The following is a 26,225-nucleotide window of genomic DNA, read 5'->3' as shown; positions in this document are numbered from 1 at the left end:
ACGGCTCTGGCACGGCGGGCTTCATTGGCTGAGCGTCGCAAGCCCGTCTGAATCGATGGTTACGGCGACATGACGTGCGGGATATCGGGGAGCGGCTCCCGGACGTCTACATGCCCGGGAACGGCGTACGCTCCACCCCCCGCGAGGGGCGTACGCGGCCCCGGCATGGGGGAGCTATGCGGTGCGGCGGCGCAGCAGCCGGAAGGCGGCGGCGGTGGCCGCGGCGGTCACGGCGAGGACGATGCCGGTTTCCACCAGCTGGAGGGGCCAGAAGTGGGAGTCGGGGTGGTAGACGGAGTACCGGCCCGTGACACCGTGCTCGGTCAGGCACCGCTTGGCTTCCGCAGCCGTGCCCTCGCAGTTCCCGTACCCGGGGTCCGGGATGCGGTTCCCCTGAACGAGCACCCCGGATTCCAGCTGCCAGACGGGACCGGACTGGTCGTAGGCTGCGGCGCCGGTACGGGTGATCGTGGGCCACAGGTCCGCGCGGTACCGGTCCAGGCACTGGCTGAGGAGCAGCATCACGGCGAACGAGACGCTCAGAGCGGGCAGCGAGCGCCGTAGCGCCAGACCGGCGACCGCGCCCATGGCCAGGGCACACAGGGCGTACGCCACCATCGCCGGGCCGCGGGCGACGAAGACGGCGCTGACGGGCCAGTCGCCGATGACCCGGGCCGGTCTGTTCGACCAGCTCCAGCGGTACGCCGCCACGAGCACCGTGCCGCTGAGCGTGATCAGCAGTGCGGGCACGGAGAGTTTGGCGGCCAGCCAGCGCACGGGGGACACGGACTGGGTCCAGGCGAGCCACGCGGTGCCGGACTCCAGTTCACGGGCGATCAGTGCCGCGCCCGCCCAGGCGGCGACGGCGTAGAAGCAGTGGCTGAGAACGGTGGCGGTGTATCGGAGGATCGCGCTGTACTCGAGCGTGGCCGTGACGTCGCAGCTGTCGGAGTGGAGACAGTGGAAGGCCTCCGCCCGGGCCGGGCCGGCCGTGACCCCCATCGCCCACACCAGGAACGCGACGACGGTGACGACGAACGAGCCCCAGACGATCAGCGCGGTGCGGTGCACGCGTGCGACGGTCCACGGCAGGCCGCCGACGGCACCCGCGGTGCTCACAGGGCGGCTCCCTTCGTGAGCGGGGCGCTGCCGGTGTCGCGCTTCAGCAGGCGGAAGGCGACGAGGAGAACGAGCGCGGTGAGGAGGAGCACCAGGCCGGTCGCCACCAGTTGGAGGGGCCAGTAGTGGGACTGGGGGTGGGAGTCGGTGTAGAAGCTGACGGCGTCGAGCCGGTGGTACAGCGCGCTGCACTCGGTGCTGTGGCTGCTGCCGCACTGCGGGTCGGGCAGCCGAGCCCCGGTCGAGGTGAGGAGACCGGTGTGGACGGTGATCCCGAGGCTGGTGGGGCGGTCGTGGGTCAGGCTCGTGACCGTCCGCACGGTCGGCCACAGGTACGGCAGGGCGAGGGCGAGGGCGGCCCGGACGCCGACCGTCCACACCACCGACATGACGAGCGCGCTCAGGGAACCGCGCAGTCTGATGCCGGCGAGCGCGCCGACGGCAAGGCCGGACAGGGCGAGGGCGACGGTGGTCGGGCCGTTGGCGTGGAAGACGAAGGAGTCGGTCCATTCCTTGGCGGTGTCGATCCGGTCCTGGCTCCGTACCCACATCAGCCGGTGCAGCACCACCAGCACGCCGGTGCCGACGGTGACGAGCGCGGCGGGCACGGCCAGTTTCACCGCGAGCCAGCGGGCCGGGGAGACCGACTGGGTCCACGCGAGCTGCGCGGTGCCGGTCTCCATCTGGCCGAGGCCGCCCAGTACGGCACGACGGTCGTGATGTCCTCGCACGTCGTCGCCGAGCTGGAGGGCTCCTGCGACTACCTGCTGCTGATAGGCGGCGGCCGGGTGCGACTGGCCGGCGACCTGGACGACCTGCTGGCCGCGCACACCCTGACCACCGGGCCGGTCCGTGACCTCGCTCCGCACACCGTGGTCGAATCCCGCACCACGGGGCGCCAGTTGACCGCCCTGATCCGCCCTCAGGGGCCGTTCTCCGGCGGACTCGACTCCCGCGCCACCACGCCCTCCCTGGAGGAGCTGGTCCTCGCGCACCTGCGCAACCCCGAGGCCCCCGCGCTGATCCTCGCCTCCGCCCGCACCGCCGCCCAGGAGTCCGCCGCATGACCACGCTGACCGCCCCCGGCACCACGGCGACGCCCACGCGTCGCCCGTCCACCACGCGCGGCCTGGTGCGCACGGTCCTGCTGCTGCACCGCCCGGCGCTCTACCTCTGGGCCGGTCTGTTCGTCGCGCTCGCGGCCCTGTTGCTGTGGCTGTACGGTCCGGGGACGGACGCGGCCGCCGCGGCATGGCGGGAGTACGACCGCTGCACGAAGGCCACCTGCCCTTACGACCAGGACGCGATCCTCAGGTACAAGTCGTACTCCCTGTACGCCTCCCTCGCGCTGACCTTCCTGCCGTTCCTCGTCGCGGCCTGGGCGGGCGCCTCGCTGATCGGCCGCGAGCAGGGTCGACTTGCCCGCGCCGTTGGGTCCGACGACGGCGCAGACGCGTCCCGTGGGGAGCCGGAAGGAGCACTCGTGCAGTGCCCAGCCCCCGCGCCGCCCGAACCGCTTGCCGAGTCCGGCCGCCTCCATGGCGGTGTCGCTCATTCCTTGTCTCCCTTGCTGAACTTTTCCAGTACGGCGGTGAAGAGCGCCGCCACGTCGTCGTGATCGAGCCCGGCCTCGCGGGCCCTGGCCGCCCAGTCGTCGAGCTCGGCGCGCAGCGGCGAGTCGGCGGGGGCGGCGCCCAGCGAGCGCTTCACGAAGGTGCCGAGGCCGCGTCTGGCCTCGACCAGACCCTCGCGCTCCAGCTCGCGGTAGGCCTTCAGGACGGTGTTCGGATTGATCGCCGTGGCCTCCACGACCTCGCGGGCCGTGGGGAGCTTGTCGCCCGGTTCCAGCAGGCCCAGGCGCAGGGCCTGTTTGGTCTGCTGGACGATCTGGACGTAGGTGGCGACACCGCTGCGCCGGTCGATGCGGTACTCGACCACTCGGACAACCACCCTTTCACTAATTGAGTAGTGAAAGGGTGGTGGATACGGGTGTCCGGAGTCAAGTCGGAACATCGCGGAGGCGAGCCCGGAAAATTCGATGCCGGATGCGTGAACCGTTCGGCGGGGCTCGTCCGATGAGGGGATGTGAGGGAAACGAGAAGCGACGGGGAGCTGCTGCGGGCCATCGCGGTGGACACGGACCGTCGCGCCTTCGAGGAGCTGTACCGGCGGTATGCGCCGTGGCTGACCGCGCGGCTGCGCGGCCGGTGCGCCGATGCCGGGGTCGTCGACGACGTCGTGCAGGAGACCTTCCTCGCCATCTGGCGCGGCACCGCGCGTTACCGGGAGGAGGGCGACGCGGCGGGCTGGCTGTGGCGCATCGGCTCGCGGCGGCTGATCGACACGCTGCGCGGTGACGGCGCGCGCGGCCGGTTGCGCCAGACACTGGCCCGCTTCCGCCACCGGCACGAGTCCTCCGCCGAGGAGCGCGTCCTGGCCGGGGTCGAACACGGCGACCTCGCCGGCGCGTTGATACGGCTCTCGCCCGAGCTGCGCGCGGTCCTCCAGGCCACGGTGATCGACGGACTCACGACCCGGGAAGCGGCCGTCCTGCTCGGCATTCCACCCGGCACGGTCAAGACGCGGGCCCTGCGGGCGCGCAAGCAGCTGCGGGAGGAGCTGGCATGAGCGGCGGAGATGACGAGGCCATCGGCGGAGACCGCCGGGACATGGGTGGGGGTGGAGAGAACATGAGCGGGTGGGACGAGGACGCGGCCGCCGGTCGAGGCACGTCCGGTGCGGGCGCGGGTGACGCCGATCGGACCGCGTCCGGCGCCGACGGTTCCCCGGACGGGCGGTGGCACGCGGACGCCGAGGACCTCCGGGCCTACGCGCGGGGCGAGTTGGCGCCGCCCCGGCTCTGGTCCGTCGACACCCACCTCGTGGCGTGCGCGCCCTGCCGGGAGGCGCTCGCCACCGTGAGCGATCCGGTCGTCCTGGACGCCGGATGGGAGCGGCTCGACGCCGAGCTGGACGCGCCACGACCACGGCTGCTCGAGTCGCTGCTGGTGCGGATCGGCGTCGCCGACCACACGGCACGGCTGCTGGCGGCCACGCCCGTGCTGCGCCGCTCCTGGCTGGCCGCGGTCGCCCTCGTGCTCCTCATGGCCGTGGTGGCGACCGACGCCGGACGGGCGGCCTCGCCCACGCTGTTCCTCGCCCTGGCCCCCCTGCTCCCGCTCGCCGGCGTCGCGCTGTCCTACGGACCGGTGCTCGACCCGACGTACGAGATGGCCGTGGTGTCACCCCTCCACGGATTCCGGCTGCTGATGATCCGCACGGTGGCCGTGCTCACCACCGGCCTCGTTCTGAACGGCCTCGCGACCCTCGCACTCCCCGTGTACGGGCTGCGCGCGCTGGCCTGGCTGCTGCCCGCCCTCGCCCTCACCGGGACGGGGCTCGCACTGACCGCCCGCTGGGGGCCGGTCCTGCCGCCCTGCCTGGTCGGCGGAGCGTGGGTCGCGCTGCTGATGGTGGCCCATGCGAAGGCCGACGGCGGCACCCTCGCGCCGTTCACGGCACTCGGCCAGGGCGTCGCCGGCGCGGTCGCGGTACTGGCCGCCGGGCTGCTCTATCTCGTACGGGACCGGTTCGACTTCTCCCCCTCGCACGCCTTCTTCGCCGGCCCCGCCGATTTCTCCGACAGGAGCGCCGCATGACCCCCACCGTCTCCGCCTCCGGGCTCACTCTCCGGTACGGCGGGACCGTCGCCCTCGACGACGTCTCCCTGCGCCTGAGCGAGGGCGTGACCGGGCTGCTCGGGCCCAACGGCGCCGGGAAGACCACTCTGTTGCGGGTGCTCGCCACCGCCGTGCCCGCCGACCGGGGAGCCTTCACGGTGCTCGGGCACGACCCCGGCACACCCTCCGGCCGCCTGGACGTGCGGCGCGCGCTCGGCTATCTGCCGCAGACCCCGGCGTTCCACCCGGACTTCTCGGCCTTCGAGTTCGTCGACTACGTGGCGATCCTGAAGGAGCTGACGGACCGCTCCGCCCGGCACCGGGAGGTGCGGCGCGTGCTGGAGGCCGTCGACCTGTCCGACGTACGGGGCAAGCGCATCAAGAGGCTTTCGGGTGGTATGCGCCAGCGGGTCGGGCTGGCCGCCGCGCTGGTCGGCGAACCCGGCTTCCTCGTCCTGGACGAGCCGACCGTCGGCCTGGACCCCGAACAGCGCATGCGGTTCAGGGAAATGATCGCCGAGGCGGGCATGAGACGCACGGTCCTGCTCTCCACCCACCAGACCGAGGACGTCGCGATGCTCTGCCACCGCGTGATCGTCATGGTCCGCGGCAGTGTCCGCTTCGAGGGCACCCCGGCCGAGCTGACCGCGCGGGCGGCGGGGCGGGTGTGGAGCAGTACGGCCCGCGACCCCGGCGCGAGAGCCGGCTGGCGTACGGGCACGGGTTCCTTCCGCAATGTCGGTGACCCGCCCAAGGGTGCCGAGCTTCTCGAACCGACCCTGGAGGACGGCTACTTGCTCACTCTCGACGGCGAGCCGGCGGAGGTGGCGGCATGAGCGAGCTGGTGACCCGCACGGTCGTGGAGGAGGCGGCCCCCACGGGGGTGGAGCCGCCCGCCCAGGACCTGCACCCGAACAGGACGCGGGCCGTCATCGCCCTCGCCCGCTTCGAGGCCCGCGAACTGCTGATGCAGATCCCGATGCTCGTCTTCCTCCTCCTGTACGTCGCCTACACCGGCTGGGGGATGTTCAACGGCCGGGAGGGCATGGACGACTATCCGGTCCTCCAGGATGTCGACCGGTCCACCCAGACCGCCCCCCTCCTCCTCGCCCTCGTGCTGTTCGTCAGCATCAACCGCGCCGTGCTCCGCTCCCGCAGGCACGGCACCGACCGGCACTTCGACGTGCTGGTCATGGAGCCGTGGCGGCGCTCGCTGGCCCACGCCCTGTCGGCCGTGCCGTTCGCGGTGTTCACCGCGCTGGTCGTGGGATTCGAGTTCACCTGGGCGGCCCTGAAACCCGGCGCGGTCGGCCACGGCTCGCTCGCCGAACTGCTCGTGGGCCCCCTGTCGGTACTCCTCGCCGGAACCCTCGGCGTCCTGGTCGCGCGGTCGGTCCCCTTCACGTTCGCCGTCCCGCCCTTCGTCATCGGCATGTATGTCCTCACGACCCTCGTGGCCGCGAGCACACAGGGCACGCACTGGGTGCGATGGCTGGCACCGGTGGTCACCGAGGAAGGCGCCCACCCGTTCCCCGCCGACCTGCTGGGCCGCCCGGCCGCCTGGCACGTGTTGTATCTGGTGGGGCTCATCGTGCTGCTGTTGTGCCTCGCGCTGCTGATCAACGGCGGTTGTTCACCCAGGATCAAGGCGATCACGGTCCTCGCCCTCGCCGCCATGGCCCAGGGCATCGCGGGGCAGGCCCCGGGTGACTCGGCCGCGCTGCTCGCGGCCCGCGCGAAGGCGTCCGCCACCCCGGACAAGGTGCAGAACTGCGTCACGCACGAAAGGTCGACGTACTGCGCCTACCCCGAGTGGACCGGCCGGACCGCCGACTGGGCCGAGGTGGTCCAGCGTGTCCAGTCCCTCGCGGGCGGCCCGGCCTCGGCCGAGCGGCTGACGGTGCGCCAGCGGGTCGACGCCCGCTCCGGCCTGGAGAGCGACGCCGCGCTGGAACCGGCCAAAACGCCGGGGGTCGTGACCGTCGGCACGCGCTGGGGCGGCAACCGGATCCCGGAGTTCGCCGTGGGGGTGGCCTCGGTTCTGGTGACAGGGGACGAGGCGTCCAGCGTCGACGTGTGCGACGCCCGCGCGGTGATCATCATGTGGCTGGCACTGGGCTCGGAGTCCCACCCGCTGACCATGCTGCGCCATGTCCGCATCGACGACTCCATCACCGGCGGAGGGCTCGCCCTCGCGCCCACGAACCCGATCTCCATGAACGCCGCGCAGACAGAAGTGATCAAGGAGCTGCTGCAGAAGCCCCGGTACAGCGTCATCCCCAAGGTGAAGGCCCACTGGTCGGAGCTCACGTCCCCCAAGACGACGACGGCCCAGGTGGCCCAGCTCCTGGGAGTGCCGGCGCCGACCGACCCGGGCGCGCTGAGCGTCAAGACATGCGGGGAGTGACGGTGCTCGACGACGCAGGTACGGCCGGGGGTGCGGAGAGTGCCGGGGACACCGGGGGTACGGAGAGCACTGGAAGCGCCGGGGGCGCGGAGAGTGCTGGAAGGACGGGAAACGGCGGAAGGGTGGGAACGGTGGGAAGTGGTGTGACCGGCGGAATGGGACGTGAGGTGACCGCGGAAAGTGGGGTGGCCGCGGGCGGTATCCCGTCCCAGGGGCGCCCGTACATCGTGGCCCGCGCCCTCCTGCGTCCCCTCTGGCGCACCCTTCCCCGGCGGGCGCTGGTGACCGGTGCCGTCCTGGGGCTGCTGTTCGCCGGGATCCCGCGGCTGTTCTCCCTCCGGCTCGACACGGGGACCGGCCTCAACCTCCTGCGGGCCGCCGCGCTCACCTTCGCCCTGGGCCTGGCCTTCCTGCTGGACGATCCGGCCCGGCACATCACCGCGGCGGTGCCGACCCGGCGTCCGGTGCGGGTCGGCCTGCGGGTGGCGCTCGTCGCCCCGTCGGCCGTGCTCTGGTGGACGGCGGCGCTGTTCCTCATACCGGAGCAGGCCCGGCCGCCGGTGGGCGCCGTGACCTTGGAGGCCGCCGCCATGGCGTTGCTCGCGCTGGCGGCCGCGGCGGTCATGGTGCGGTTCACGAACCGGGCCGAGCCGGGAGGCGCGGTGTGCGTCGGACTCCTGGCCATGGCGGTGCTGGCATCCCTGCTGCTCCCCGAGCGGTGGACGCTCTTCCCCGCTCCGTCCGCGCCGCGCTGGGACGGCGCCCATCAGACGTGGGCGGTGGTCCTGGTCGCGGCGACGCTGGCCGGGGCGTGGTCCTGCGCGGAACCCCTACGGAGGTGGCGCCTCGCCGCCTTCGCTCACCGGTGACAGGAAAACGCGGGCACGGACGGGCAGGGACACCGGACAGACGGCAACACCGGATCGGCAAGGACACGCCGACCGACAGACACCGGTCCGACAGACACCGGTCCGGTGTCCTCACCGGTCCGACAGACACCGGTCCGGTGAGGACACCGGACCGACGGTCAGGACTCGCTGCGGTACATCAGGTCCGTCTCGTGCGTGCGGAAGCCGAGCCGCTCGTACACGGTCAGGGCCGCCTTGTTGTCGGCGTCGACGTAGAGCATGGCGGTCGGCAGGCCCTGCCGGGCGAGGTGGCGGAGCCCGATCGTGGTGAGGGCCTTGCCGAGGCCGCCGCCCTGGGCACCCGGGTGGACCCCGAGGACGTACACCTCACCGAGGCCCTCCTCGGCGTGGACCTTCGTCCAGTGGAAGCCGACGAGTTCGTCGCCGCGGAAGGCGAGGAAGAACCCGGACGGGTCGAACCACACCTCCGCCTTGCGGTCGTCCAGGTCACGCTGGGTGAGGGAGCCCTGCTCGGGATGGTGGGCGAAGGCCTCGGCGTTCAGGGCGAGCCAGGCCGCGTCGTCCTGGCCGGGCACGAAGGTGCGGACGTTCACGCCGTCCGCGAGCTTCGGTTCGGGCAGGTCGAGGTCGGTCAACGGCCGCCGCAGCTGGCGCAGTTCGCGGAAGAGGGTGAGGCCGAGGACCTGGGCGAGATGCCGGGCGGCGGAGTGCCCGCCGTGCGCCCACACGCGCAGCCGCTTGCCGGACTCGGCGAGCAGGGCCGAGCCCAGGGCCCGACCGTGGCCGTGGCCGCGGTGCGCCGGGTGCACGACCAGTTCGGCTGCCGGGGCCTCCACCGGGTCGGTGTCCTCCAACTGCGCGTACCCGATCAGCTCGTCGCCGAGGGTCAGCAGCAGATGGCGCACGCCCTCGCGGGCGCCGCCCTTCAGCTGGAGCCGGCCCTGCTCGGAGACCGCCTGCTGCCCGTCGGCCCGGGCGGCCTCCGCGAGCAGCCGGAGCACGTCCTCGACCTGGGCCGGGGAGAGCGCGGTGTGGGTCTCGATGGAGCGGGTGAGGGCGTGGGGCGCGGTGTCGTCGCTGGTCATGGATACGAGGGTACGGCGCGGTGTTTTGCGGACAAGGAGTTGCGCGGAGTCGATGTGGCTCGTGGCGGGGCGAGGAGGGGCTTCCGTCAGGTGGTGGTGAGGCGATGGCAACCAGTCCGTAACCCCGAACCCCCTGTTGCGCTACGCGCGTTGATTCTAAAGTGCGCGTAAAACCACAGCCGTCCCACAGGGGGGAACCCATGTTGCCGACGCCCCGGCACAGACGCACCCAACGCATCCTCGCCGCCGCCGCTGGGCTGGCCACCGTCGGCGCCCTGGCCGCCGCGATGCCCGCGAGCGCAGGGCAGGACAGGTCGACCCCGCACCACCACCCCGGCAGCGGCCGCTACCAGGACGTACAGCTGCTGTCCTTCAACGACCTGCACGGCAACCTGGAGCCGCCGGCCGGGTCGTCCGGCCGGGTCACGGAGCTCCAGGCGGACGGCACGACGAAGTCGATCGACGCGGGCGGTGTCGAGTACCTCGCCACGCATCTGCGCGAGGCCCGCAAGGGCAACAAGTACTCCATCACGGCCGCCGCCGGAGACATGGTCGGCGCCTCCCCGCTGATCTCCGGGCTTTTCCACGACGAGCCGACGATCGACGCGCTGAACAAGCTCGACCTGGATGTGACGAGCGTCGGCAACCACGAGTTCGACGAGGGTGCCAAGGAGCTGGGCCGCCTGCAGAACGGCGGCTGCCACCCCACGGACGGCTGCTACGACAAGAAGGCGAAGTTCCGGGGCGCCGACTTCCCGTACCTCGCGGCGAACGTCACCGACGAGAAGACCGGCAAGCCGATTCTCAAGCCCTATTGGGTGTGGAAGAAGAACGGCGTCAAGGTCGGCTTCATCGGCGTGACGCTGGAAGGCACCCCGAACATCGTGTCGGCCGACGGCGTCAAGGGACTGAAGTTCGGCGACGAGGTCGAGACGATCAACAAGTACGCCAAGGTGCTCCAGCGCCAGGGCGTGAAGTCGATCGTCGCGCTGATCCACGAGGGCGGTGCACCCGCGTCGACGGCGTACAACTACGACTGCGACAGCCCCGGCGCCGGTGACGGCATCTCCGGGCCGATCGTCGACATCGCCAAGAACGTCACGCCGGCCGTGGACGCCCTGGTCACCGGGCACACCCACCAGGCGTACGCGTGCACCGTCCCGGACCCGGCGGGCAACCCGCGCATGGTGACGTCGGCCTCGTCCTTCGGCCGCCTCTACACGGACACGACGCTGACGTACGACCGCTGGACCGGCGACATCGCGCGTACGGCGGTGAAGTCGGCGAACCACGTGGTCACCCGTGACGTGGCGAAGGCCGCCGACATGACGTCCCTGATCAGCAAGTGGAAGACGCTCTCCGCCCCGATCGCCTCGCGTCCCATCGGTTACATCGCGGGCGAGATCGGCAACACCGGTAACGAGTCCCCGCTCGGCGACATGATCGCCGACGCGCAGCTCGCGTACGCCAAGTCCGTCGACCCCGAGGCCGACCTCGCGGTGATGAACCCGGGCGGCATCCGCGCCGGGCTCACCTATGCGGCGAGCGGCAGTGAGGGCGACGGGGTGGTGACGTACGGGGAGGCGTACACGGTCCAGCCGTTCGCCAACACCGTCAACCTGGTGAACCTCACCGGCGCTCAGGTGATCACGGCACTCCAGCAGCAGGTCAGCGGGGCCAACGAGGCCGCGCCGAAGATCCTGCAGATCTCCAAGGGCCTGACCTACACGCTGGACCTGACGAAGACCGGCGCGGCACGGGTGGTCGCCGACTCGGTCAAGCTCAACGGCGCGGCGATCGACCCCGCCGCCACCTACCGCGTCGCGATGAACTCCTTCCTCGCGGGCGGCGGCGACGGCTTCGCCGAGCTCGGCAAGGGCGGAGACGTCCGGGTCGGCGGCGACGACCTGGCGGCCTTCGAGTCCTACCTGACGGCCAACTCCTCGGCCACGGCGCCGTACCCGGTGCCGACGGCGGACCGGATCACGGTCGTGCGGTAGTCCCTTACGGAACGGGCGGGGCCGGTACGCGGACGCGTACCGGCCCCGCTTTTTTCGACCTAAATTCTGTGTGAGCAGTGGATTGTTCCACGGTCCATCTGAGAATTTGTTTCAGTTCTAATTCATTGAGGTCTCAGTCGAATTGGCGATTTCGGGGTCCGAGGTCCCGTAGTGTTTTCCGCGCAAACGACAAAGGAAATTCACCCGCAGGGAACAAGGAGACGCCCATGAGCTTCCACAAGATCGCCCCCGTCAAGAAGCACCACAAGGCCGCCCCGGTCGCGAAGCGCCGGCCTGCCGAGCCGGCCCCGGTGGCGAAGAAGGCCGTCGCTCCGAAGAGGCGCCCGGTCGGCCGTCAGGGCCAGTAGCAGCCCGCGCGAGGCGGGGTCCCCGGGAATTATCGGTTTCCGGTGGCCCCGCCTCGGCCATGTTCCGGATCGGAAAGGGAAGTTGATTTGATATGCGGGAAGTACGGGAGGCATTCGCACGCTTCTGGCCGCTGACGCGCGGCGACCGCAAATGGCTGCTGCTGATCATCGGCTGCGTGGTCGTGGCCGCGCTCGCCGAGACGGCCTCGATCCTGCTCTTCGCACAACTCACGGACCACGCCCTGAAGGCCGGTTCGCTCTCCGCGTTCTGGGAGCCGGCCGGAGCCTGGCTGGGCGTCGCCGTGATCGGCGCGATCGTCGGCTACCTCGGCAACTCGCTCGCCGTGTGGACCGCGGAGAGATTCGTCCTGCGCCTGCGCGCGAGTGTCTTCCGGCACGTCCAGGACCTGCCGCCCGACTTCTTCCAGAAGCACCGCCAGGGCGACCTGGTCGAACGGCTCACCGGTGACGTCGAGGCCATCGAGCAGATGGTCGTGTCGGGTGTCGTCGGGACGGTCTCCGCCGCCTTCTCCGCCGTCTTCTACGCCACCGCCGCGCTCTGGCTGCGCTGGGACCTCGCCCTCGTCACCTTCCTCCTCGCCCCCCTCTTCCTCGTCGCCGCCCGCCGGTTCGCCGGCCGCATCAGGACCGCCTCCCAGGAGGAGCGGGCCGCCGACGGCGCGATCACCTCGGTCGTCGAGGAGTCCCTCGGCAACGTGGTCCTCACTCAGGCCTACAACCGCCGCCGCGCCGAGGAGAAGCGGCTCGACCGCGAGGCGCGGGCCTGGATGCGGGCGTCGGTGCGCGGGGCGCGGGCGAGCGAGATGTACGAGCAGTTCGTCGAGGTCGTCGAGACGCTGTGCGTGCTCGCGGTGATCGGCCTCGGCGCCTGGGAGATCTCGAAGGGGCGCATGTCGCTGGGCCAGTTGCTCGCCTTCGCCGCGTTCCTCGGATACCTGTACCCGCCGATCCGCAATCTGGGGCAGCTCGGTCTCACCCTCACCGCCGCCACCGCGGGCGCGGAACGCATCCAGGAGATCCTGGACACCGAACCCGCCGTCACCGAACCCGCCGAGCCCGTCCGGGACTGGCCCGTGCACGGCTGGGTCGGCTTCCACGGCGCGTCGTTCCGCTACCCCGGCGCCGACCGCGAGTCCCTGCACGACGTGACCTTCACCGCGGGACCCGGCGAACTCGTCATCGTCACCGGCCCGAGCGGCGCCGGAAAGTCGACGCTCTCCAAACTCCTCACCCGCTTCTACGACCCCACGGCCGGCGTGGTCTGCCTGGACGGCGTCCCGCTGCCCGACGTGTCCCTGGAGTTCCTGCGCGAGAACGTGGCGCTGCTGCCCCAGGAGACACTGATCCTGCACGGGACGATCCGCGAGAACATCGAGTGCGGCAGGCCGGGCGCGTCCCAGGCGGACATCGAGCGGGCGGCGACGGACGCGGTCGCGCACGACTTCATCAGTGTGCTGCCCGACGGGTACGACACCGAGATCGCGCCCGGCACGGCCACCCTGTCCGGCGGCCAGCTCCAGCGGATCGCGATCGCCCGCGCGATGCTGCGCTCCGCGCCCGTCCTGGTACTCGACGAGCCCACCGCCGGGCTCGACTCGATCGCCGCGCGCCGCGTGGTGCAGCCGCTGCGGCGGCTGATGGCGGGCCGTACCACCATCATGATCACGCACGATCTGAGCCTGGCCCCCGACGCCGACCGGATCCTGGTGGTGGACGGCGGCCGGCTGGTGGAGGCGGGCACGCACGACGAGCTGCTGGCGTGGGGCGGGGCGTACGCCCGGCTCGCGGCACCGGAACTCGACTACTTGACGGCGCGGAGCGTGTAGCCGAGCCCCCGCACGGTCTGGATGAGCCGCGGTTCGCCGCGGCTCATCCAGTTTTGGGGCGGTCGCGGCGGGTGACGGTGCGGGTGGGCCGGTCCATGGCGAGGTCCGCGAGGCGAGCCGGTCGTCGAGACGGGGGGCGCACTGTTTCGGCTGCGGGCCGCGGCGCAGCAGGGCCCTGACCCGGGCGAGGAGTTCCTCGGCGGCGAAGGGCTTCATGAGGTAGTCGTCGGCGCCGTTGTCGAGGGCGACGATACGGTCGCCGACCGCGTCCCGGCCGGTGATCATGAGAATGGGGACGGTGGACCCGGAGGCTCTGATCCGGCGCGTCGCGGCCAGCCCGTCGAGGCCGGGCATGGTGACGTCCATCAGTACCAGGTCGGGCCGCTCGTCCACGCCGGACACCAGTTCGAGGGCCTCGCGGCCGTCCCCGGTGAGGACGGTCTCGTAGCCCTCGAACTGTCGAGCGTGTAGCGGACGCGAACGCGCCCCCGTCCGGTGAGGGACGGGGGCGCGCGGCGCCCGGCGTTGTCGGCGGGCCTGCGGGAGCCTGTGGAGGCGGTGGTCCTATGGAGCCTCGGGGGGCGGCGTGGGCGCGCCCGGCAGCCGTAGCGTCGCCACCGTTCCGCCGCCCTGCGCCGGTTGGAGGGACACCTCGCCGCCGGACTGCTGCACGGTCCTGGCCACGATCGACAGGCCCAGGCCCGAGCCCGGCAGTGCGCGGGCGGACGGGGAGCGCCAGAAGCGGTCGAAGACGTGCGGGAGTTCCTCGGAGGGGATGCCGGGGCCGTGGTCGCGGACGGTCAGTTCGCCGGCCTTGAGGATGACCTCGATGGCCTCGCCCTCGGGGCTGAACTTCACCGCGTTGTCGAGGATGTTCACGATCGCCCGCTCCAGCGCGGACGGCTCCGCCCGTACGAACCAGGGCTGGAGGTCCGCCGTGATCGTCAGCTCGGGGCCGCGCAGGCGGGCCCGGTGCAGGGCCGCCTCGACCGTTTCCTGGAGGTCGACCACCTGGATACGGTCGCCCGACTGGTCCGCGTCCGAACGCGACAGCGTCTGCAGGTCGCCGATCAGCGCCGCCAGCTCCGTCATCTGCGCCTTCACCGACGACAGCAGTGCCTTGCGGTCCGCCGGGGGGATCGGGCGGCCCGTCTCCTCGCTGCGGGTGAGGAGCTCTATGTTCGTACGCAGCGACGTGAGCGGCGTACGCAGCTCGTGGCCCGCGTCGGCGATCAGCTGCTGTTGCAGCTCGCGGGAGTTGGCGAGGGCGGACGTCATCGAGTTGAAGGAGCGGGAGAGACGGGCGACCTCGTCCTCGCTGTCGTCCTCGACGGGGATACGGATGGAGAGGTCCTCCGTGCGCGCCACGTGCTCCACGGCTTCGGTGAGCTTGTCGACCGGGCGCAGGCCCGCGCGGGCGACCGCCAGGCCGGCGGCTCCGGCGCCGACGACTCCGATGCCCGAGACGAGGAGGAGGACGAGGGCGAGGTCGTTGAGGGTGGCCTGGGTGCTCTTCAGGGGGATGGCCACGAGGAAGGACGCGTCCTGGACCAGGACCGGGCCGCTGCCCGGAACCTCGCCGGCGACGACGAGTGGCGTGGTGATCACCTGTACGTCGTTGCCCTCGCTGTCGGTTCCGGTGCGGATTCTGGTGACGTCCCAGCTCGGGTTCTTGGCCTCGTCCTTGTCGCTCTCGGTGACCTTCACCGTGCCTGCGGAGCCGTCGAACGTACAGGCGGTTCCGTCTGCCTGGACCACCTGGGAGTAGTACTCGGACCGCCCGCGGGGGCCGTCGCTGCCGCTCTTCGGGTCCTTGCCGCAGTTCTTTATGGCGCGCTGGAACGATCCGTAGGCAATGGGTCCCTTCTGTGCTTTGAGGGTGTTGTCGATCTCGTCGTACAACTTCCCCCGCACTATGAACCAGCAGGTCACCGAAACCGCCGCCACCCCGAACGCCACCGCCGCCGCGACCAGCATGGCCAGCCGGGAGCGGATCGGCAGGGATTTGAACCGGCGCAGGATCCTCATCACTCGGCGCCGCCCGACCGCAGGACGTACCCCACGCCCCGCACCGTGTGGACGAGGCGCGGCTCGCCGCCCGCCTCGGTCTTGCGGCGCAGGTACATGACGTAGACGTCGAGGGAGTTGGAGGAGGGCTCGAAGTCGAAGCCCCAGACCGCCTTGAGGATCTGCTCGCGGGTGAGGACCTGGCGCGGGTGGGCCAGGAACATCTCCAGCAGGGTGAACTCGGTGCGGGTCAGTTCGACCGCCCGGCCCCCGCGCGTGACCTCGCGCGTCGCGAGGTCCATCCGAAGGTCGCCGAAGGTCAGCGCGTCGTCGTCCGGGGTGCCGACCGTCGCGGTCGCGTAGGAACTGCGTCGTAGCAGTGCCCGTACCCGGGCGAACAGCTCGTCCAGCTCGAACGGCTTGACCAGGTAGTCGTCCGCGCCCGCGTCGAGGCCGGTCACACGGTCGCCCACGGTGTCGCGGGCCGTCAGCATCAGGATGGGGGTCGTCGTGCCCGCCCCGCGCATCCGGCGGGCGGCCGTCAGGCCGTCCATCCGGGGCATCTGGATGTCCAGGACGACCAGGTCGGGCTGGTACGCGGTCGCCTTCTCCAGCGCGTCCGCTCCGTCGACCGCGACCTGGGTGTCGTATCCCTCGAAGGCGAGGCTGCGCTGAAGTGCTTCGCGCACGGCTGGCTCGTCGTCGACGATCAGGATGCGCTGGGTTTCACGGTCGCCTTCGGCGGGGCTCATGGGCGTGGGTTCCTAGGGGTGCGGTGGGAGGGGGCCGGACGCTTTCAGCCTCGCACGTTCCGGCCGGGGCAGAAAGGATCAGCGGAGATCGGCGGGGATCGGTCGGAATCGACGGTGATCGGCGGAGATCGGTCGGAATCGACGGTTATCGGGGGGGGGATCAGCCGGGATCGACGGGGATCGGTCGGGATCTACGGGGCGACGGGGATGGGTCCGGATCGGCGGGGATCGGCCGGGCCGGTTCGTCGGCTCAGGCTTGCAGCCAGTTCGGCGAGTTCGGCGAGTTCGGCCTGCCCGGCCCACTCGGCCTGCCCGGCCCACTCAGCGTGCTCGGCTCACTCGGCTTCCTCAGCCCCCTCGGCCTCCTCAGCCCGCTCAGGGACCGCGGAGTGCTCGTCGGCTCAGACCCCCAGCGCGCTCAGCTGGCTCAGGCGGCTCAGGCGGCTCAGCGGGACCTTGCGGCGGTGCGGGTGATCGGCGGAGGTGTGCAGGCCCATCATCTGGGGCTGCGGGACCGTCCTCTGCGACTGCGGGACCGTCACCTCCGGAGCCCGGGGCGCCGGCCGGTGCAGTTCACGGGCGACGGAGAGGGCCAGGTCGAGCCCGGCGGGGTCGGTGCCTTCGATGCCGTGGGAGACGCGAGTGATCATTTCAACCTCCGAGAAGGACTTGGCCGAGAAGGACTCAGCTGTCGGAACCGCCGGCCCGCAGGCTGGCGAGGTCCGACTTGACGGTGTTGATCGGGATGGCGAAACCGAGGCCGACGCTGCCCGCGCTCGACGAGCTGGACGAGGAGTTGGCGGCCGAGTACATCGCGGAGTTGATGCCGACGATGTTGCCGTTCATGTCGATGAGGGCGCCGCCGGAGTTGCCGGGGTTCAAGGACGCGTCGGTCTGGATGGCCTTGTACGTGGTCGTCGAGGAACCGGTGTCGCCGTTGAACTGCTGGCCGCCGAAGGAGAACGGCCACTGGCCGCTGCCGCCGCCCTGCTGCCGTTGCTGGCCCTGGCTCTCGTCCGTGGAGACGGTGACGTCACGGTTGAGCGCCGAGACGATGCCGCTGGTGACGGTGCCGGTCAGTCCTTCGGGGGAGCCGATCGCGACGACGTCGTCACCGACCTGGACGCCGTCGGAGTTGCCGAGCGTGGCGACCTTCAGGCCGGAGGGCGCGTTCTCGAGCTTGATGAGCGCCAGGTCTTTCTTGCTGTCGGTGCCGACCACCTTCGCGGTGTACGACTTGCCGCTGCTCAGCCGCACCTTGATCTCGGAGGCGCCCGAGATGACGTGGTTGTTGGTGATGATCTCGCCGCTGGACGAGATGATCACACCCGAGCCGGTGGACGAACCCGCGTTCGAGGTCGCGCTGATCTCGACGATACTCGGGCTGACCGCCTGGGCGACACCGGCGACGGTGCCCTTCTTGGCGGCGGCCACCACGGTGGTGCTGGTGCTGCTCGACGCGGTGTCCTTGCCGGTCAGCTCCTGTATGCCGTACGCGGTGCCGCCTCCGATGGCGGCCGCGACTATCGCCACGGCGGCGAGCAGGGCGATCGTGCCCTTCGCGCGCTTCTTCGGCGCGGGGGCCGGGGCGGCCGGGACCGGCTGCGCCTGGAGTACCGCGGTGGAGGAGACGGCGTCCGGCTCGGGGTAACCGGCGTAGGCGCCGCCTGCGCCGTGACCGCCCGCACCGCCGTCGCCCCCCTGACCGGAGCCCGGCCACACGGTGGTACCCGGGTCGACGGCGACCGGAGCGACCGGCGCGTACGCCGGGGGCGGCGGCCACTCGGGGTTCACGGGAGAGGAAGAGACGGGCTGCTGCTGGGGGTACGCCGCCCGCATGGGGTCGGTCGCCTGGTGGTCGTCGCCCTGGGGGTACTCGCCGCTGCGGCGGAAGCTCTCGGTCATGGAAAAAGCTTGTCCCCCGATCATGAGAGCTTCCTGAGCGGCCGCTGAGAAGCCCGACAGAACCTCGTATGCCCGATATAAAGACGCCCGGGGCCCGCTGAAATCCGGGAAACAGCGGGTTGCGTGGGGGTGATGTCACGGAAGGCGACGGACGAATACTTGTCTGTCTGCTGTGTAGTACATGTGTTCTGGGGCGGATGAGGCCTACGATCTCCGCGCCGGAGGGGGGCTCCGCGGTGTGCCTGCATCGATGCGGGCGGTTGCCGGCCATGGCCGGCGACGCCGCCGTCGATCGGGCCGGTGCGTCGTACGCCCTTCTCGGGCCTCCTCCATGGAATCCACACGCACCCACACCAGGAGCCCTGAGTGATACGTGCCCTGCGCGACCGCTGGAGACGCCCCGCCACGGCGTTGCCGACGGCCGCTCTCGCGCTGGCGCTGACCTGCGCCGGCGCCTTCGCGGCGCGGCCCGCCACCGCGGCGGACGGACCCTCGCTGCCGCAGGTGAGCCAGTCCCAGCCCGCGAAGCCGACCGTCTCCGACAAGGAGCTGCGCGGCCGGGTCGCCGCGGCCGTCAAGGACCGGGCGACCCCGGACACGACCCCCAAGAAGACACCCTTCATCATCGGCGGCACCGAGACGACGATCTCCTCCGCGCCGTGGATGGTGCAGCTCTCCTACTACGACAGCTCGGCCGGCGTCGGCTACTTCTGCGGCGGCACCCTCGTTGCCCCGAACAAGGTCCTGACGGCGGCCCACTGCGTCGCGGGCCTGGACTGGGTGAAGAACGGCGCGGTGCTGGCCGGCGCCACCGGACTGCTGGACGACACCAGCGGCACGGTCGCGGGCGTCTACCGCCAGTGGAACCACCCGCGCTACAACTCCACGACCGTCCAGAACGACATCGCGGTCCTCACGCTCGACCGCCCGCTGGACCAGTAGTGGCAGCGGCTGGTGGCCGCCGGTGACAGCGCCTCCTACAAGGCCGGCAACTCCGCCACCGTCTACGGCTGGGGCCTGACCTCCGGCGCCGACGGCGCCGACCTGTCGGCGAACCTGCGCAAGGTGACCCTGCCGCTGGTCGCCGACTCCACCTGCAACTCCGCGATGCAGTCGGTCCTCGGCGAGGACGACTTCGTCGAGGGCGCGATGTTCTGCGCGGGCACCCCGGCGACCGGCACCGACGAGGGCACCAAGAGCCCCTGCAACGGTGACTCCGGCGGTCCCGTCATCGTCGGCGGCAAGGTCGTCGGCATCGTCTCGTGGGGCGTCGCGGGCTGCACCGCGAAGGGCGCCTACCCGGTGTTCACCAAGGTGTCCTCGTACACCTGGGCCGCCCAGCCGCGCATCGACGACGCGGACATGACCTTCGACGGCAAGGCCGACCTGCTGGAGCGCACGCCGTCCGGCGGCCTCTTCCAGCAGGACAGCAAGGGCACCTCGCTCGCCGCCCGCGCCTACCAGGGCAGCGGCTGGCAGAACGCCAGCTGGGTCCTCCAGGCGGACCTGGACCGGGACTTCTACCAGGACCTGATCATGCGCGACAAGGGGGACGGCAAGCTGTACCGCAGCTACCTGAACCACACCTCCGGCGAGTACGACTGGATGCAGATCAGCACGGTGTGGGGTGGCTACAAGTCGTACGCCATCCCCGGCGACATGACGGGTGACGCCCGCCCCGACCTGGTCGCGGTGGACGCCGACGGCTCGGTCTACCTCTACCCGGGCAAGGGCAACGGCCAGTTCTACGGCAAGGTCAAGGTCGTCGACAGGGCCTGGAAGAATGTGAAGATCTTCGGCCACGGCGACCTGTCCGGCGACGGCAGGGCCGACCTGCTGGTCCGCAACAGCTCCGGCGTCCTGTACCTCTACCGGGGCACGCAGGTCGAGAAGACCCCGTTCGCGGCGCGGATCCAGGCGCGTACGGGCTTCACCTTCACCTCGTACGTCTCCAACGGCGACGTCACGGGCGACGGCATCGCGGACGTCATCACCCGCGACTCCGCCGGCAAGCTCTGGCTCTACCCCGGCACCAACAAGGCCTCCAGCAGCCTCTTCGGCTCACGGATCGGCCTGGGCAGCGGCTTCAACCAGTACAACCTGCTGTTCTAGCTCAGCACCAGGATGCGCCTGCCTCCGTGATCCCGCGGGGGCAGGCGCGCCCCTTTGGGGGCGCTGGAACTGCGCGACCAGCCACATCCGGCCCGCAGCTACTCGACCCACAAGCCCGCAGCTACTCACAACCACAAGAACGCCGGACGACCAACCGCGACGGAAACACCTTCAACCGCTCGCGCCGCGACCCCGCGACCCGCAACCCGTCATCCAGTACGAGATCCACCGCGGCCCGCGCCATCGCCGACCGGTCGGAGGCGATCGTCGTCATCGGCGGATCCGTCAGCGCGGCTTCCTTGACGTCGTCGAAACCGGCCACGGCCAGCTGTCCCGGAACATCGATGCGCAGCTCACGCGCGGCGCGCAGCACGCCGATGGCCTGGTCGTCGGTGGAGCAGAAGATGGCGGGCGGGCGGTCGGGACCGCCGAGCAGCTGCAGGCCGACCTGATAGGCGTCGTAGCGGTTGTACGGCGCTTCGAAGAGGCGGCCCTCGGTGGGGATCCCGGCCTCCTGCATCGCGCGCCGCCAGCCCTCGACGTGGTCGGAGACCGGGTCGCCGACGGTCGGGGTCTCCGCGATGCCGCCGAGGCAGGCCACGTATTCGTAGCCGTGTTCGAGGAGGTGGCGGGTGGCGAGCTGGGCGCCGCCGACGTCGTCCGTGACGACGGCGACGTCGTCGATGGCCTCGGGGCGCTCGTGCAGCAGCACCACACGGGCGTCCCACGCGTCGATCTCCGCGGCAGCGTTGTCATTGAGCGCGTGGCTGACGAGGATCAGCCCGGAGACCCGCATGCCGAGGAAGGCGCGCAGGTAGTGGACCTCGCGCTCGGCGATGTAGTCGGAGTTGCCGACGAGCACCATCTTCCCGCGCTCGGCGGCGGCCTGCTCGACAGCGTGCGCCATCTCCCCGAAGAAGGGCTGGCGCGCGTCCGGCACGATCAGGCCTATGAGCTCGGTCCGCCGCGACGCCATGGCCTGGGCGACCCGGTCGGGCCGGTACCCCAGTTCCTTGATCGCGGCGAGAACGCGCTCGCGCGTGGCCGGGGCAACCGGCCTCGGTCCGTTGTTGATGACATAGCTGACAACGGCGGTGGACGTACCCGCCAGTCGCGCTACATCGTCCCTCGTCACCTTGGCCACGCGCGGAGTCTACGCGGATGGACCCGCCGCTGGGCAGGGCGTACGGAGGCTTGCTGCGCCTCCGTTATCGCCTACTGCGCCTCCGCCGCCGCCTCGACCGTCTCGACGGCGTCCAGGTGCGGCGTCTCGTCCGCATCCTCCGGCTTTGGCTGGGCCGCCCTGGCCCTCACCTCGTCCGCGGCGCGGTCCACCTTCTCAGGTGTAACGAATCGATAACCGACGTTCCGGACGGTACCGATCAGCGACTCGTGCTCGGGTCCGAGCTTCGCGCGCAGCCGTCGTACGTGGACGTCGACCGTCCGCGTGCCGCCGAAGTAGTCGTAGCCCCAGACCTCCTGGAGCAGCTGGGCGCGCGTGAAGACACGGCCCGGGTGCTGCGCGAGGTACTTGAGGAGCTCGAACTCCTTGAAGGTCAGGTCGAGGACCCGGCCCTTGAGCTTGGCGCTGTACGTCGCCTCGTCGACCGAGAGGTCGCCGTTGCGGATCTCCATCGGGGAGTCGTCGTTGACGATCTGCTGGCGGCCCATGGCCAGCCGCAGCCGTGCCTCGACCTCCGCCGGTCCCGCGGTGTCCAGGAGCACGTCGTCGATGCCCCAGTCGGCGGTGACGGCCGCGAGGCCGCCCTCCGTCACGACGAGGATCAGTGGACAGCCGGGCCCGGTCGAGCGCAGCAGCTGGCACAGACTGCGCACCTGTGGGAGGTCACGCCGGCCGTCGATCAGGATGACGTCGGCACCGGGGGTGTCGACGAGAGCGGGGCCTTCCGCCGGAGCCACTCGCACGTTGTGCAGGAGCAGGCCGAGAGCGGGAAGCACCTCCGTCGACGGCTGAAGAGCATTGGTCAGGAGCAGCAGAGAACTCATCGCGCCCCACCTGCCTGGGTCGTCCTACGGTCATGCAAGGTTCGCTCGCCCATAACGTCTGGTTCCTCCTCGGTCCCTGCGAGGACGTTTGCGGCACTGCTTCCTACGGTGCGGCTCCCGCGCCCCTGGGAGTCGCCGGACGGCCCACAGGGGGTCGCCACACGTTCTATGCGTTCGTGGGCTCCGTACACCTGCGGTTTCCCGCTTCGTATACAACGCTTCAGAAAGCACAAAAGGACCCGGGGGCTACGCTGCCCGAGTCCTCTGCCCAGCAGAATAGCCCACATGAGCTCAGGTCCGGCAGGTCAAGCGACGGGATCTTCCGATCGTCCACCCCTTGAGACGCTCCCGCGCACCCCTTTGCGGAGGTTTCTGCACACGGTCGACGGGGTGACGATCGATGCGGCGTACGACCCTGGAACGCGGCCTTCTGGTGACTCGGCCACTGGCTTGAACGATGTGGTCATTGTCGTCGCGCACGGCTTCACGGGCGATCTGGACCGTCCGCACGTGCGTCACGCCGCGGCCGTCCTCGCCCGGCACGCGGCGGTGGTCACCTTCTCCTTCCGTGGTCACGGCGCCTCCGGCGGCAGTTCCACGGTCGGTGACCGCGAGGTCCACGATCTGGCCGCCGCGGTGGCCTGGGCCCGCGAACTCGGGCACACGCGTGTGGCCACCGTCGGCTTCTCGATGGGCGGTTCGGTGGTGCTGCGGCACGCGGCGCTGCACCGTGGCCCGGACGGTGGCCCGGACCGGGGCGCGGAGATGGAGCACGAGGGGCGCACAGAGGCGGGTACGGACGCCGTGGTCTCGGTGAGCGCACCCGCCCGTTGGTACTACCGGGGTACGGCCCCTATGCGGCGCCTGCACTGGCTGGTAACCCGGCCGGTGGGCCGCGTGGTAGGCCGATACGGTCTGCGTACCCGGATCCACCACCGTGACTGGGACCCGGTGCCGATCTCCCCGGTCGAGTCGGTCCCGCTCATCGCGCCCACTCCGCTGCTGATCGTCCACGGCGACCAGGACGGCTACTTCCCGGTCGACCACCCGCGGATGCTCGCCGCCGCCTCCGGCGGCCACGCCGAGCTGTGGATCGAGCACGGGATGGGCCACGCCGAGCACGCGGCGGACGACGAGCTGCTCGGCCGTATCGGGGCATGGGCCGTCGCGGCGGCGGGCTAGCCTGACCGTGTTCACAGAAACCACGGATGACCAACCACTGATGACTGATCCGTGTTCACGGAAAACACGATTGAGGAACGAGATGGCAAAGGGCACGGTGCGTTACTGGGCCGCCGCCAAGGCCGCGGCGGGCGTCGCGGAGGAGCCGTACGACGCGGGCACGCTCGCCGAGGCGCTCGACGCGGCCCGCGTGCGACACCCCGGAGAACTCGTCCGCGTGCTGCGGCGATGCTCCTTCCTCATCGACGGTGACCCCGTGGGCACTCGCGAACATGAGACCGTACGGCTGGCCGAGGGCGGCACGGTCGAGGTGCTCCCGCCGTTCGCAGGAGGGTGAGCGAGACGATGAGCGACCAGCCGTACGAGGGCCGGTACGAGGGTCCCTACGAGGGGTACGACCCGTATCCACAGCCTCAGCAGCAACAGCGGCAGGGGCAGCCTCAGCAGCACCAGCCGCCGCAGCAGCCCGAGTGGCCGCAGCACACCCAGCAGTGGGAGGGGCAGACCTGGGAGACCCAGGTGCAGCCCTCCATGCCGGCGGCGGACACGACGTATCTGCCGCCGCAGGGCTACCAGGCGTACCCCGAGCCGCAGACGTACGGCACGGTCGGGCAACCGCTGCCGCAGGAGGCCCCGGCGCCGGCACCGGAGTGGACGCCCACGTACCAGCCCCCTGTCCAGCAGGCGCCCGGCACCGGCACCGGCGGCGCGGTCACCCCTGACAGCGCCTCCGGCTACGGCCCCCCGACCGTCACCGGCAACGCCCGCGTCACCGACGCCCAGCGCGCCCGCGCCGAGGGCCGCTCCCCGATCATCGAACCCGGCATCCAGCCCGCCGTGCTCACCGCGGTGCTCGGACTGCTGCTCTCCGGGACGGCGGCGATCGGGCAGTACGCCCTCGTCGTCCCCCTCGTCCTCCTTCAGGCCGTCACCGCGGCGGGCTGGTTCCGGCTGAACGGGATGTGGCCGGCCCGTCAGGGCATCGCGCTGGCGTTCCTCGGCGCGGTCACCGCGGACGTCGCGCTCCTCGCGGCGGGCCGGGAGAACGCGCCCGCCGCGATCCTCGGCACCCTCGGCGTGTGGGTCCTGCTCACCCTCGTCCTGCAGCTGCGCAGCCACGCCGACCCGGACACCCGGATGTACGGCCTGATGGCGACCGTGGCCTCGGCGGCTCTCGCGATCATCGCGACCGGGCACCTCGCGGCCGAGCCCGACGCCGTCACGGTGGGCGCCGCCGCGGTCGCCGCCGCGATCCTCGCCCGCGCTCTGCCGCTGCCCACCGCGGCCTCCGTGGTGGTGGCGCTGCTGGCCGCCGCGGGCGCCGGTATCGCGGCCGGCGGGATGACGGACCTGGGCAGCAAGGGGGCCTTCCTCGGCCTCGGCGCCGGGGTCTGCGCGCTGATCGGCCACCGGGTCGCCAGCTACGACTACCCGTCCCGCTTCGTCCACTTCACCGCGGGCGTGGCTCTGCCGCTGGCCGCCGCGGCCCCCGTGGTCTACCTGCTGGGCCGCGCGCTCGGCTAGGGCCGGTGGCGGTTGGTTCGTCACAGGTGATCTACAACTACTTCGGAGGGCCCCCGTCGCGGGGCCCTTCGGAGTTAGGTTCGCGAGGGAGGGCCACTCGGTCGTCCGGATCCGTTCGAGGTGAGGGAACACCGCGCATGCGTGCACTGCGAATAATCCTGATCGTCACCGTCATTCTCGGCGGCCTGTTCGTGATCGCGGACCGGGTGGCGGTCGGTTTCGCGGAGAACAAGGCTGCGGACCGGATCAGGAGCACCGAGGGCCTGGCGAGCACGCCGGACGTGTCCATCAAGGGCTTCCCCTTCCTCACCCAGGTCGTCGGTGGCGAACTCGACGACGTGAAGATCGGCATCAAGGACTACGAGGCGTCGACGAGCGGCGCGGGCAGTGCGGGCGGCACCGGCACCATCCGTATCGACGACCTGAACGCCGAGATGCACGGCGTCGCCTTCAACGGCGACTACAGCTCCGCCACCGCGAACAGCGCCACCGGCTCCGCGTCCATCGGGTACGCCGAGCTGCTCAAGACCGCCAAGTCCCAGCCCACGCAGGTCGGTCCCGGGGTCACCGCCCGGGTCGTCGGGCTCTCCGACGGCGGCAACGGCAAGATCAAGGTGGCGGTCGAGGTCAGCATCGGCGGCACCAAGGTGCCCCAGCCGGTCTCCGTGCTCAGCTCGGTCACGGTCGTCGGCGGCAACACGGTCAAGGTGCACGCGGACTCCCTCCCCAAGCTGGGCGTCGCACTCGCCGAGAACCGGGTGCGCGCGATCACCGACTTCGAGCAGAAGATCGGCGAGCTGCCGGGCGGCATCCAGCTCGACACCGTCCAGGCGGGAGCGAACGGCGTGGACGTCTCCGTGAAGGGTTCGAACGTCAAGCTGGTCGGGTAGACGGGGCAGCGGCCGGAGGACTGAGGTCAGCGGCCCGAGGGCAGAGGTCAGGGAGACTGCACCGGAGAGCTGTCCGAGGGGCGAGACGGGCCCGTCCGTACGGCAGATGTGCGATCGGCGTGATGACGGGTACGGCCGCCCGGAATCCCCGCGGAGGCCACCCCGGCGATGAAGGCGTCCCACATCCCGGACGATCGCATCTCAGCATCCGACACACCGGTGACATGCCCGCCTGTCCGTCCCTACGATCGGACCCATGAAGCGACAGGCGGATCTCACGAAGCGGCGGGCAGTAGACCTGTGCCGCGTCGCCGCCATGCTCTGTCGCACCTTCTGAGCGGGACATTCGTCCGTCCGCCCTCCCCTGGCCCCTCTTCGCCAGGGTCCCCGTGCGCGCCGCGCAGCCTCGACAGGCATGACCGCGCACCCTCTGTCTAACGCACCGCCCCGCCGCACCTGCCCCGGAGGAGA

The 26,225-nt window shown here is 71.1% G+C and carries 24 protein-coding genes and 4 pseudogenes; 16 read left to right on the top strand and 12 right to left on the bottom strand.

Annotated features, from left to right (window positions below):
* Positions 1-174 precede the first annotated feature (174 nt).
* Both AAFF41_RS23495 and AAFF41_RS23490 read right to left on the bottom strand, forming a co-directional pair.
* A complete protein-coding gene (locus AAFF41_RS23495; RefSeq protein WP_343324596.1) occupies positions 175-1,119 on the bottom strand; it encodes a hypothetical protein in 945 nt (314 codons plus the stop codon).
* Positions 1,116-1,850: a hypothetical protein gene (locus AAFF41_RS23490; RefSeq protein ID WP_343324595.1), complete on the bottom strand. Its 735-nt coding sequence runs from the start codon at positions 1,848-1,850 to the stop codon at positions 1,116-1,118. Before AAFF41_RS23490 ends, AAFF41_RS23495 begins: the two co-directional genes overlap by 4 nt.
* Between AAFF41_RS23490 and AAFF41_RS23485 the strand changes: the two are divergent.
* Positions 1,743-2,186, top strand: a pseudogene (locus tag AAFF41_RS23485) (ABC transporter ATP-binding protein); the annotation flags it as partial. The gene AAFF41_RS23490 and the pseudogene AAFF41_RS23485 sit on opposite strands and share 108 nt — an antisense overlap.
* Before the next feature lie 335 nt (positions 2,187-2,521).
* On the opposite strand, the pseudogene AAFF41_RS23480 reads toward AAFF41_RS23485, so the two are convergent.
* A pseudogene (locus AAFF41_RS23480) lies at positions 2,522-2,674 on the bottom strand (ATP-binding cassette domain-containing protein); the annotation flags it as partial.
* On the bottom strand, positions 2,671-3,057 hold the full coding sequence (locus AAFF41_RS23475) for a GntR family transcriptional regulator (protein ID WP_099921882.1): 387 nt from the start codon (positions 3,055-3,057) through the stop codon (positions 2,671-2,673). The pseudogene AAFF41_RS23480 and the gene AAFF41_RS23475, both read right to left, overlap by 4 nt.
* Before the next feature lie 147 nt (positions 3,058-3,204).
* On the opposite strand from AAFF41_RS23475, the gene AAFF41_RS23470 reads away from it, so the two are divergent.
* The 5 genes from AAFF41_RS23470 (at position 3,205) to AAFF41_RS23450 (ending at position 8,075) form a co-directional block, all read left to right on the top strand.
* Positions 3,205-3,747 carry an RNA polymerase sigma factor gene (locus tag AAFF41_RS23470; RefSeq protein WP_319753617.1) on the top strand — a complete coding sequence of 181 codons (543 nt, stop codon included), beginning with the start codon at positions 3,205-3,207 and terminating at the stop codon, positions 3,745-3,747.
* On the top strand, positions 3,744-4,778 hold the full coding sequence (locus AAFF41_RS23465) for a zf-HC2 domain-containing protein (RefSeq protein WP_343324594.1): 1,035 nt from the start codon (positions 3,744-3,746) through the stop codon (positions 4,776-4,778). Before AAFF41_RS23470 ends, AAFF41_RS23465 begins: the two co-directional genes overlap by 4 nt.
* Positions 4,775-5,635 (top strand): ABC transporter ATP-binding protein, encoded by an 861-nt coding sequence (locus tag AAFF41_RS23460; RefSeq protein WP_319753619.1) that lies wholly within the window; start codon positions 4,775-4,777, stop codon positions 5,633-5,635. Before AAFF41_RS23465 ends, AAFF41_RS23460 begins: the two co-directional genes overlap by 4 nt.
* Positions 5,632-7,206 carry an ABC transporter permease gene (locus AAFF41_RS23455; protein WP_343324593.1) on the top strand — a complete coding sequence of 525 codons (1,575 nt, stop codon included), beginning with the start codon at positions 5,632-5,634 and terminating at the stop codon, positions 7,204-7,206. The genes AAFF41_RS23460 and AAFF41_RS23455 overlap by 4 nt, the downstream gene beginning before the upstream one ends.
* A gap of 167 nt (positions 7,207-7,373) precedes the next feature.
* On the top strand, positions 7,374-8,075 hold the full coding sequence (locus AAFF41_RS23450) for an ABC transporter (RefSeq protein ID WP_343324592.1): 702 nt from the start codon (positions 7,374-7,376) through the stop codon (positions 8,073-8,075).
* Positions 8,076-8,233: 158 nt separating this feature from the next.
* Here AAFF41_RS23450 and mshD read toward each other — a convergent pair whose 3' ends face one another.
* Complete coding sequence (gene mshD, locus AAFF41_RS23445) at positions 8,234-9,160, bottom strand: mycothiol synthase (RefSeq protein ID WP_319753622.1); 927 nt, start codon at positions 9,158-9,160, stop codon at positions 8,234-8,236.
* Positions 9,161-9,360: 200 nt separating this feature from the next.
* Between mshD and AAFF41_RS23440 the strand changes: the two genes are divergently transcribed.
* The 3 genes from AAFF41_RS23440 (at position 9,361) to AAFF41_RS23430 (ending at position 13,375) form a co-directional block, all read left to right on the top strand.
* Complete coding sequence (locus AAFF41_RS23440) at positions 9,361-11,160, top strand: bifunctional metallophosphatase/5'-nucleotidase (RefSeq protein WP_319753623.1); 1,800 nt, start codon at positions 9,361-9,363, stop codon at positions 11,158-11,160.
* A gap of 227 nt (positions 11,161-11,387) precedes the next feature.
* Positions 11,388-11,528 (top strand): hypothetical protein, encoded by a 141-nt coding sequence (locus tag AAFF41_RS23435; protein ID WP_343324591.1) that lies wholly within the window; start codon positions 11,388-11,390, stop codon positions 11,526-11,528.
* 92 nt (positions 11,529-11,620) lie between these two features.
* Positions 11,621-13,375, top strand: coding sequence for an ABC transporter ATP-binding protein (locus AAFF41_RS23430; protein WP_343324590.1), 1,755 nt, complete (start codon positions 11,621-11,623; stop codon positions 13,373-13,375).
* Between the two features lie 234 nt (positions 13,376-13,609).
* Here the strand turns inward: AAFF41_RS23430 and AAFF41_RS23425 are convergent.
* From AAFF41_RS23425 to AAFF41_RS23405, 5 genes and pseudogenes are all read right to left on the bottom strand, one after another.
* Positions 13,610-13,768, bottom strand: a pseudogene (locus AAFF41_RS23425) (response regulator); the annotation flags it as partial.
* 171 nt (positions 13,769-13,939) lie between these two features.
* Complete coding sequence (locus tag AAFF41_RS23420; RefSeq protein ID WP_343324589.1) at positions 13,940-15,406, bottom strand: sensor histidine kinase; 1,467 nt, start codon at positions 15,404-15,406, stop codon at positions 13,940-13,942.
* A complete protein-coding gene (locus tag AAFF41_RS23415) occupies positions 15,403-16,134 on the bottom strand; it encodes a response regulator transcription factor (protein WP_054232381.1) in 732 nt (243 codons plus the stop codon). Before AAFF41_RS23415 ends, AAFF41_RS23420 begins: the two co-directional genes overlap by 4 nt.
* 401 nt (positions 16,135-16,535) lie before the next feature.
* A complete protein-coding gene (locus tag AAFF41_RS23410) occupies positions 16,536-16,784 on the bottom strand; it encodes a hypothetical protein (protein ID WP_054232382.1) in 249 nt (82 codons plus the stop codon).
* Between the two features lie 34 nt (positions 16,785-16,818).
* Complete coding sequence (locus AAFF41_RS23405) at positions 16,819-18,039, bottom strand: S1C family serine protease (RefSeq protein WP_319748619.1); 1,221 nt, start codon at positions 18,037-18,039, stop codon at positions 16,819-16,821.
* A gap of 366 nt (positions 18,040-18,405) precedes the next feature.
* On the opposite strand from AAFF41_RS23405, the pseudogene AAFF41_RS23400 reads away from it, so the two are divergent.
* Together AAFF41_RS23400 and AAFF41_RS23395 are read left to right on the top strand one after the other, a co-directional pair.
* Positions 18,406-19,356, top strand: a pseudogene (locus AAFF41_RS23400) (S1 family peptidase); the annotation flags it as partial.
* A gap of 45 nt (positions 19,357-19,401) precedes the next feature.
* Positions 19,402-20,151, top strand: coding sequence for an FG-GAP repeat domain-containing protein (locus tag AAFF41_RS23395; RefSeq protein ID WP_343326335.1), 750 nt, complete (start codon positions 19,402-19,404; stop codon positions 20,149-20,151).
* A gap of 121 nt (positions 20,152-20,272) precedes the next feature.
* Here the strand turns inward: AAFF41_RS23395 and AAFF41_RS23390 are convergent, their stop codons facing one another.
* Positions 20,273-21,295, bottom strand: a complete 1,023-nt coding sequence (locus AAFF41_RS23390; RefSeq protein ID WP_054232385.1) for a LacI family DNA-binding transcriptional regulator — start codon at positions 21,293-21,295, stop codon at positions 20,273-20,275.
* 71 nt (positions 21,296-21,366) lie between these two features.
* The gene (locus AAFF41_RS23385) at positions 21,367-22,158 is read right to left on the bottom strand and encodes a winged helix-turn-helix transcriptional regulator (RefSeq protein ID WP_343324588.1); all 792 of its coding nucleotides are present in this window, start codon (positions 22,156-22,158) and stop codon (positions 21,367-21,369) included.
* 285 nt (positions 22,159-22,443) lie between these two features.
* Between AAFF41_RS23385 and AAFF41_RS23380 the strand changes: the two genes are divergently transcribed.
* The 5 genes from AAFF41_RS23380 (at position 22,444) to AAFF41_RS51640 (ending at position 26,091) form a co-directional block, all read left to right on the top strand.
* Complete coding sequence (locus tag AAFF41_RS23380) at positions 22,444-23,340, top strand: alpha/beta hydrolase (RefSeq protein WP_343324587.1); 897 nt, start codon at positions 22,444-22,446, stop codon at positions 23,338-23,340.
* An 82-nt stretch (positions 23,341-23,422) separates the two neighbouring features.
* The gene (locus tag AAFF41_RS23375; protein ID WP_054232388.1) at positions 23,423-23,677 is read left to right on the top strand and encodes a MoaD/ThiS family protein; all 255 of its coding nucleotides are present in this window, start codon (positions 23,423-23,425) and stop codon (positions 23,675-23,677) included.
* A gap of 8 nt (positions 23,678-23,685) precedes the next feature.
* Positions 23,686-24,864: a hypothetical protein gene (locus tag AAFF41_RS23370; protein WP_319748623.1), complete on the top strand. Its 1,179-nt coding sequence runs from the start codon at positions 23,686-23,688 to the stop codon at positions 24,862-24,864.
* 137 nt (positions 24,865-25,001) lie between these two features.
* Positions 25,002-25,754 carry an LmeA family phospholipid-binding protein gene (locus tag AAFF41_RS23365; protein ID WP_319748624.1) on the top strand — a complete coding sequence of 251 codons (753 nt, stop codon included), beginning with the start codon at positions 25,002-25,004 and terminating at the stop codon, positions 25,752-25,754.
* Between the two features lie 256 nt (positions 25,755-26,010).
* Complete coding sequence (locus tag AAFF41_RS51640) at positions 26,011-26,091, top strand: putative leader peptide (RefSeq protein WP_350310325.1); 81 nt, start codon at positions 26,011-26,013, stop codon at positions 26,089-26,091.
* Positions 26,092-26,225: the final 134 nt, after the last annotated feature.

The sequence above is a fragment of the Streptomyces mirabilis genome (genome assembly GCF_039503195.1).
Classification (GTDB): domain Bacteria; phylum Actinomycetota; class Actinomycetes; order Streptomycetales; family Streptomycetaceae; genus Streptomyces; species Streptomyces mirabilis_D.
The sequence above is the reverse complement of the archived record's forward strand: the minus strand, read 5'-3'. Positions and strand labels throughout refer to the sequence as shown.